We start from the raw sequence: 7,512 nt of genomic DNA on the forward strand, positions 1-7,512 counted from the left end.
GCCGAGGTGCTGCCCGGCCTGTGGGCCGCCCGCGCGGGCACGGCCGTGTCGGTGCGCCTGCGCGCCCATGCGCCCAACAGCCTGGTGACGCTGGAGCGCCCGGCGCCCGTGCGGTCCGGCGCCGAGGTGCTGCCCGCGCGCCACCGGCTGACGCGCTGGGACTACGACGCGCGTCTGCAGGCTTTTTTGCCGCTGCCGCCCAGGGACCTCGGGAGCGCCGGAACGTAGCGCCGGCATGGCAAGATCCAGGCCGTTGCCGTCGACCTGAATTGCCCCATGCTGATCAATTGCGTTGCCTACCAAAACGGTGCCAAGCTGGCCGATATCTCGGTCGACCACATCAGCGATTACGTCTCCCTGCCAGGCTGCTTCGTCTGGGTGGCCCTGGCCGATGCCACGCCGCAGGAGCTTGCAGAGATGCAGCAGGAGTTCGGCCTGCACGAACTCGCCGTGGAGGATGCCCAGCACGGCCACCAGCGCCCCAAGATCGAGGAATACGGCAACTCGCTGTTCGCCGTCCTGCACCTGGTCGAGCCCGACGCGGAGCAGGGCGGCATCAACGTGGGCGAGGTCGATGTCTTCGTCGGCAGCAACTACGTGCTGTCGGTGCGCAACCGCAGCAAGCTCGGGTTCCTGGGCGTGCGCGAGCGCTGCGAGCGCCAGCCGGAGCTGCTGCGCACCGGATCGGGCTTCGTGCTGTACGCCCTGCTGGACGCGGTGGTGGACCGCTACTTTCCGGTGATCGACGCGCTGGAGGTGGAGCTCGAGCAGATCGAGCAGCAGATCTTCACCAAGGGCGCGCCGCACAACAACATCCAGCGCCTTTACGAACTCAAGCGCCGTGCCATGGTGCTCAAGCGGGCGGTGGCGCCGCTGATGGAAGGGGTGGGCAAGCTGCACGGCGGGCGTGTGCCCCAGGTGTGCATGGGCTCGCAGGATTACTTCCGGGACGTGCTCGACCACCTGAGCCGCATCAACGGCTCGATCGACGCCATGCGCGACACCATCGGCACCGCCATCCAGGTGAACCTCTCGATGGTGACGATCGAGGAGAACGAGATCACCAAGCGCCTGGCGGCCTGGGCCAGCATCTTCGCGGTCTGCACCGCGTTCGCCGGCATCTGGGGCATGAACTTCGAGGGCATGCCCGAGCTGAAGTGGACCTACGGCTACCCGGCGGCGCTGGTGCTCATCCTCAGCGTGTGCGGCTACCTGTACTACCGCTTCCGGCGGGCGGGCTGGCTCTGAACCGCGGGTGGGTGAACGCGTGCCGGCGGCGGCCGGCCGCCGGGCATCCGGTGGCGCACCGTGCCGTGCGCGCGGGTGTTGTCAAACGGATCGCTCCTGGGTCGCTGCCCATTGGTCAAATCGCGGCAAGATGGTACAAAAGCCGGGGAGGGAGAAATCTCTGGCGGCGACACGGCAACAAGAACCACGGCGTTCCTTCATGCAACACCTTTTCCTGACCCGCGCACTGTGCCGACTGGCACTGGCCTGGCTCTGCTGCGCTACTTTGACAGGGCACGCCCAGAGTCCCCCGGCCGCCAGCGCCGGCGGGCCGGGCGCATCGGCACCGGCCCCCACCCCTGCGCCGTTCATGCTGCGCGTGGTCGGCAGCCTGGGTGCCCTGTCGCAGTACACGCAGCGCGAGGCACCGTTCTGGACGCAGGAGCTGGCCCGGCTCAGCAATGGCCGTTTTTCCTCCACCATCGTGCCCTTCGACCGCGCGGGTGTGCCGGGCATGGAGATGCTGCGCCTGGTCGAGCTGGGCGTGGTGCCCTTCGGCACCGTGCTGATGAGTTCCCTCACCGCGCAGTACCCGCAGTACACGGCGCCCGATCTGCCGGGCCTGAGTCCCGACATCGCCAGCCTGCGCACCACGGTCGCCGCGTTTCGACCCTATCTCCAGGCGTCGCTGCGCCAGGAGCGCAACATGGAGATGCTGGCCATCTACGTCTATCCGGCCCAGGTGATCTTCTGCAAGAACGCCATGACGGGCCTGGCCGACCTGTCCGGCCGGCGCATCCGCGTGGCCTCGGCCTCGCAGGCGGACTTCATCAGCGCGGTGGGCGGCATTCCGGTGCACACGGGCTTCGGCCAGATGGTGGCCAGCCTCAAGGCCGGCGACAGCGAATGCGCCGTGACCGGCACCATGTCGGGCAACACCCTGGGGCTGTACGAGGTGACCCAGTACGTCTATCCCATGCCGCTCACCTGGGGCCTGTCGATCTTCGGGGCCAATCGCGACGTGTGGAACTCGCTGCCCCCCGACCTGCGCACCCTGCTGCAGCGCGAGGTGCCCCGGCTGGAGGCCGCCATCTGGGCCGATGCCGAGCGCGAGACGACCGAGGGGCTCGCGTGCAACACGGGCCGGCCCACCTGCGTGAAGGGCGCCAAGGGTTCCATGGTGGTGGTGCCGGTGTCGGCGGCCGACGATGCGCGGCGCGTGGAGATCCTGCGCACCACCGTGCTGGCGAACTGGCAGCGGCGCTGCGGCCCCGCCTGCGTGGATCTCTGGAACCGTACGGTCGGCCCCGCGCGCGGCATCGCCGCCCCACGGGCCCCGTGATGTCCTCCATTTCCAGGCGCATCCGCATCGCCGTGGGCGGCGTCGTGGCCTTGTTCCTGCTGGCCCTGACGGGGGCGGCTGCATGGCTGGTATGGAGCACGCGGCACTCGGCGCTGGCCGAGAGCGAGGCGCAGGTCACGCGCTTTGCCACCGGCGCCGAGGCCGCGGTCAACCGGTCGCTGCTTGGCCTGGATGTGCTGCTGGCCAGCACCGCCGACCTCATGGCGATGCGCGAGCAGGTTCACGAATCCCGCGATCCCGGCGCGGTGAGCCAACTGCTGCGCGCGGCCGCCCGCCAGAACCTCATGGTGCGCTACGTGGCCCTGCTGGATGGGCAGCGCAAGGTGGTCGCCTCGTCGGATGCCGCCGGCGCCCGCGTGGGAATGGAGCTGCCCTCGGGCTTCTTCGAGGAGGTCATGGGCCAGCCCGTGCCCACGCTGGCGATCAGCGTGCCGACCATCAGCTTCGCCAGTTCCGAGCGCGTGGTGTACGTGGCCCGCCACGTGCGCTCACTGGGCGGAGAGCGCCTGATCGCCGTGGCCCAGGTGCCCACCAGCATGCTGGTGTCGGTGCTCACGCAGGCGGTGGACATTGCCGGTCTGGAGGTCACGCTGGAGCGCGGGCAGGGGCAGATGCTGCTGGGGTTCTCGGGCCGGGGCGATGCGCGCCACCGCGCGCGGGTGCATCCGCTGAGCGAGGTCGGCGTGCCCATCAGCGCCTGGGGCCAGGGCGCCCGCATCACCGGCGTGTCGTCGCTGGTGGTCGCGCGGCCCATCCTGTATCCGGATTTCTGGATCTCGGCCAGCCTGCCCGAGGCGGCGGCGTTGTCGTCCTGGCGCAGCGAGCGCACGGCCATTTTGCTCGTGGCGCTGTTCTTCGGCGTGACCGTGGCTGCTGCGGGGCTGTTCACCATCGCCTACCTCACGCGCATGAACCGCGCGCGCCTGGCGCTGGCCAGTTCCAAGGCCACGCTCGACCAGGCGCTGGGCTCCATGGTCACCGGCTTCGTGCTGCTGGGCCGCAACCTGGAGGTGCTGCAATGGAACCGCCGCTTCGAGGACATGTTTCCCTGGCTGCGCGGCGTGATGACCGAGGGCCTGCCGTTTCGCGCGCTGCTGGAGGCGACGGTGCTGCACCACCTGCCCGAGGCCACCGAGCGGCAAAGGCGCGAATGGGTGGACCAGCGCCTGGCGCTGCAGCGCCACCCGGAGGGCACGCATGAGCAGATGCTGCCCAACGGGCACTTCATCCAGATCACCGAGCGCGCCACGCCCGAGGGCGGCCTGATGATTTCCTACCACGACGTGACCGACCTGCGCCTGGCCAGCGCCGAGATCGAGAACCTCGCCTTCTACGACTTGCTGACCGGCCTGCCCAACCGGCGCCTGCTGCTGGACCGGCTCAACCAGGCCGCCGCCACGGCGGCGCGCTCGCGCGAACTGGGGGCGCTGCTGTTCCTCGACCTGGACCATTTCAAGACCCTCAACGACACGCAGGGCCACGAAGTGGGCGACCTGCTGCTGCAGCAGGTGGCGGTGCGCCTGAAGGACTGCGTGCGCACCACCGACACCGTGGCGCGGCTGGGCGGCGACGAGTTCGTGGTCATGCTGTGCGACCTGGCGCGCGACCCGCAGGAGGCCGCCACGCTGGCGCGGCGCATCGGCGAGAAGATCCTGCTGGCGCTCAGCAAGCCCTACCAGCTGCGGGCGCAGACGCACCACAGCAATTGCAGCATCGGCGCTACCGTGTTCGGCGACTCGCGGCAGTCGGCGGCCGAGCTGCTCAAGCAGGCCGACATCGCCATGCACCAGGTCAAGGCCCGGCGCGGCCACGGCCTGTGCTTTTTCGATCCGCAGATGCAGGTGGTCATCACCCAGCGCGCGCAGCTCGAAGTGGACCTGCAGGTCGCCATCCAGCAGGGCCAGTTCGTGCTGCACTACCAGCCGCAGTTCACCTTGCCCGGCACCATGGTGGGCGTGGAGGCGCTGCTGCGCTGGCAGCACCCCGAGCGCGGCCTGGTGGCCCCCGGCCACTTCATCGCGGTGGCCGAGGAGAGCGAGTTGATCGTGCCCATCGGCATGTGGGTGCTGCGCACGGCCTGCGAGCAGCTGGCCGAATGGCAGCGCGATCCGCGCCTGCGCAACGTGCACGTGTCGGTGAACGTGAGCGCACGGCAGTTCCGCCACCCCGACTTCGTGGCGGGCGTGGTCGAGGTGATCCAGGAGACCGGCATCCGCCCGCACCTGCTGGAGCTGGAACTGACCGAGTCGCTGGTGCTGGACAACGTGGAAGACTCGGTCGCCAAGATGCACCTGCTGCGCACCAAGGGCGTGCGCTTTTCGGTGGACGATTTCGGCACCGGCTATTCGTCGCTGGCCTACCTCACGCGGCTGCCGCTGCACCAGCTCAAGATCGACCAGTCGTTCGTGCGCAACCTGGGCGTGCGTCCCACCGACGACGTGATCGTGCAGACCATCATCGGCATGGCGCGCAATCTGGAGCTGCAGGTGATCGCCGAAGGCGTGGAGACCGTCGAGCAAAAGGACTTCCTGGCGCTGCACGGCTGCGACCTGTACCAGGGCTACCTCTTCGCACGCCCCCTGCCGGTCGGGGAACTGGTGGAGCGCTTTGCCAGCACCGCCGCGCCGAGCGCGCCCCTGCCCGGGCCGCTCTGAACCGGCCGCGCCCGTGCGTCGGGCCGGCCGCGTCAGCGACCCGGCCCGCGGGGGGATCGCCGGTTCGCTATATTTTTAATAGCGTTATGCCCTGGTATCGATTGCGCTGGAGGCCGTTTTGCCTCGGATGGCCGGTCAGGCCTTGTGGGGCCGGGACGAGGCGACGATGCCGCCCACGATCAGCAGGAACGCCGCCGCGTGGTAGGGGCGCGGCGTCTCGCCCAGGAACATCGCCGACATCACGGCGGCAAAGAGCGGCGTGAGGTTGATGAAGAACCCCGCCACCGCCGGGCCCGCGCGCTGCACGCCCACGCCCCAGCACCGGTAGGCCAGGATGGCCGGCCCGAGCGCGATGAAGGCCAGCGCCGCGGCCAGCGGCCAGCCCCATTCGATGTGCGTGTGGCCCAGGGCCCATTCGCCGCTGGCGAAGGCGCCCGACCACGCCAGGCCGAACACCATCTGCGCCATCAGGAACGCCGCCCAGTCCGAGCGCACCGTGGCCGGCTCGTGCGTGCGCGACAGCAGCCAGCTGTAGAACGCCCAGGAGATCGTCGCCAGCACCATGAACAGGTCACCGGGCACAAGGCGCAGCGCGAGCAGTTGGCCCCATTCGCCCCGGCTCAGCACCAGCAGCACCCCGGCCATGGACAGCACCGCGCCGATCAGCTGCGGGCGCCGCACGGGCGCGCCGAAGCACAGCGCGCCCACCGTCAGCATCCACAGCGGCAGGCTGGAGCCCACCAGCGTCACGTTCAGCGGCGTGGAGGTCTGCAGCGCCATGTACTGCAGCGCGTTGTAGCAGCCGATGCCCAGCAGCCCGAGCGCCGCATAGCGCCGCCAGTGCGGCCACAGCGGGCTTTGCGGCCCCAGCACGCGGAACGCCAGCGGCAGCAGCACCAGGAATGCCAGCGCCCAGCGCATGAAGTTCAGCGTGACGGGCGGCACCAGCGTGTGGACCAGCCGGCCCACCACCGCGTTGCCGGCCCACAGCAGCGGCGCGGTGGCCAGCAGGGCGATCGTGCCCGGGGTGAGTCGTTGCGTCATGGGCGAGGACTGTAGCGCCTCGCTCCGGCAGGCCGCGGCAAAACATGGCAGGATTCACCCGCTTTCCGTCAGCCGGTCGCCCGCTTTTCGTTCTCTCGTTCCTTCCCCCTTCTCAGCTTGCAGGAGTGTTCCCCATGAGCCTTGCCGTCCAGATCCGCCAGCATGGCGGCCCCGAAGAACTCCATGTCGTCGATGTGGCCGTCGGCGACCCCGGCCCGGGCGAGATCCGCATCCGCCACCATGCGGTGGGCCTGAACTTCATCGACGTCTACCACCGCACGGGCCTCTATCCGCTGTCCATGCCGGCCACCCTCGGCATGGAGGGCGCGGGCATCGTCGAAGCCGTGGGCGAGGGCGTCACGCACCTGAAGGCCGGCGATCGCGCGGCCTATGCCAGCAACCCGCCCGGCAGCTACTCCGAAGTGCGCGTGATGCCCGCCAAGACCGTCTGCAAGCTCCCCGACGCCATCGGCTTCGAGACCGGCGCGGCCATGATGCTCAAGGGCCTCACGGCGCAGTACCTGCTCAAGAAGACCCTGCCCGCCGAGGGCCTGCAGCCCGGCGACCACGTGCTCTTTCACGCGGCCGCCGGCGGCGTGGGCCTGATCGCCTGCCAGTGGGCCAAGGCCCTGGGCCTGCAGCTCATCGGCACGGCCGGCAGCGACGAAAAAATGCCGCCTCGCGCTCGCCAACGGCGCGGCCCACGCCATCAACTACCGCACCGAGGACTTCGCCGCGCGCGTGAAGGACATCACCGGCGGCAAGGGCGTGAAGGTGGTGTACGACTCCGTGGGCAAGGACACCTGGGAGAAGTCGCTCGACTGCCTGCGGCCCTTCGGCCTCATGGCCACCTTCGGCAATGCCTCGGGCCCGGTGCCGGCGTTCCCGCCCGGCCTGCTGGGCGCCAAGGGTTCGCTGTACGTCACGCGGCAGACGCTCTTCACCCACATGGCCACGCGCGAGGCCACGCAGGCCATGGCGGACGACCTGTTCGCGGTGGTGCAAAGCGGCGCGGTCAAGATCCACATCGAGCAGCGCTACCCCCTGCGCGACGTGCAGCAGGCGCACCGCGACCTGGAGGCCCGCAAGACCACGGGCTGCACCATCCTCACCCTCGAATGAGCGGGCAGCCCGTGCCGGGCTGGGTGCCCGCCGCCCGCCGCCAGGCGCAGCGGCTGGCGCAGATGGCCGCCGTGGACGAACGCAGCGCCGCCTTGGCCGAGG

The 7,512-nt window shown here is 69.9% G+C and carries 4 protein-coding genes and 2 pseudogenes; 5 read left to right on the forward strand and 1 reads right to left on the reverse strand.

Annotated features, from left to right (window positions below; genetic code table 11):
- The 4 genes and pseudogenes from AC27IQ_RS16215 to AC27IQ_RS16230 form a co-directional block, all read left to right on the forward strand.
- A pseudogene (locus AC27IQ_RS16215) lies at nt 1–228 on the forward strand (hypothetical protein); the annotation flags it as partial.
- A gap of 48 nt (nt 229–276) precedes the next feature.
- A complete protein-coding gene (gene corA, locus AC27IQ_RS16220; protein ID WP_284429114.1) occupies nt 277–1,248 on the forward strand; it encodes a magnesium/cobalt transporter CorA in 972 nt (323 codons plus the stop codon).
- 199 nt (nt 1,249–1,447) lie between these two features.
- Nucleotides 1,448–2,569, forward strand: a complete 1,122-nt coding sequence (locus tag AC27IQ_RS16225; RefSeq protein WP_372588181.1) for a TRAP transporter substrate-binding protein — start codon at nt 1,448–1,450, stop codon at nt 2,567–2,569.
- On the forward strand, nt 2,569–5,244 hold the full coding sequence (locus tag AC27IQ_RS16230) for a bifunctional diguanylate cyclase/phosphodiesterase (RefSeq protein ID WP_487090070.1): 2,676 nt from the start codon (nt 2,569–2,571) through the stop codon (nt 5,242–5,244). Before AC27IQ_RS16225 ends, AC27IQ_RS16230 begins: the two co-directional genes overlap by 1 nt.
- A gap of 135 nt (nt 5,245–5,379) precedes the next feature.
- Here the strand turns inward: AC27IQ_RS16230 and AC27IQ_RS16235 are convergent, their stop codons facing one another.
- Nucleotides 5,380–6,288 carry a DMT family transporter gene (locus tag AC27IQ_RS16235; RefSeq protein ID WP_284426497.1) on the reverse strand — a complete coding sequence of 303 codons (909 nt, stop codon included), beginning with the start codon at nt 6,286–6,288 and terminating at the stop codon, nt 5,380–5,382.
- Between the two features lie 134 nt (nt 6,289–6,422).
- Here AC27IQ_RS16235 and AC27IQ_RS16240 point away from each other — a divergent pair.
- Nucleotides 6,423–7,410, forward strand: a pseudogene (locus AC27IQ_RS16240) (quinone oxidoreductase family protein).
- The last annotated feature ends 102 nt before the right edge of the window (nt 7,411–7,512 follow it).

This window comes from Acidovorax sp. KPB24-07 (assembly GCF_057543315.1).